The organism is Vibrio sp. 1249-1 (assembly GCF_033340495.1).
Genome location: NZ_JAWOWJ010000668.1, coordinates 1 through 650, shown reverse-complemented (window position 1 = coordinate 650; position 650 = coordinate 1). Strand labels below are relative to the sequence as shown.

1 pseudogene is annotated in these 650 nt (G+C 52.3%); it reads right to left on the bottom strand.

What is annotated here, in order from left to right:
• Positions 1–650: pseudogene (fliI, locus tag R7Z50_RS28240) on the bottom strand (flagellum-specific ATP synthase FliI); the annotation flags it as partial.

Sequence of the window (650 nt, the reverse complement as noted above, 5' to 3'; positions counted from 1 at the left end):
CGTCTAGCTTCGGCTTTAATGTAAATGCGCCATCGATAGCCGGATCGGAGCCCGGCTTGTACGCCCCAATCGAGACCAAATCTTGATTCTTGCGACAAATAGACAAGACCTGACGTACCGCTTTCGACATCAACACATGTTCTTCTGTGGTGATCTGAGGCATCACACGGCTGACCGATTTCTCGACATCAATCGCAGGGTAATGACCCGCGTCTGCCATTTCACGCGACAAAACAATGTGACCATCGAGAATGGCACGAGACGCATCGGCGATCGGGTCTTGCAGATCATCACCTTCGGTTAAAACGGTAAAGAAAGCGGTGATCGAGCCTTGCTCTGGGCTGCCATTACCCGCACGTTCCACCAGCGCAGGCAACTTGGCAAATACCGAAGGCGGATAACCTTTGGTGGCTGGCGGTTCACCAACCGACAAGGCAATCTCACGCTGCGCTTGAGCAAAACGGGTCAGTGAATCCATCAGCAACAGCACATCCAAACCTTGGTCGCGGAAGTACTCGGCAATCGTAAGTGCCGTTTGACACCCCTTCAAACGCATCAACGGAGATGCATCAGCTGGTGCAGCCACCACAACTGAGCGACGACGTCCGTCTTCGCCTAAAATCTCTTCAATAAATTCTTTAACTTCGCGT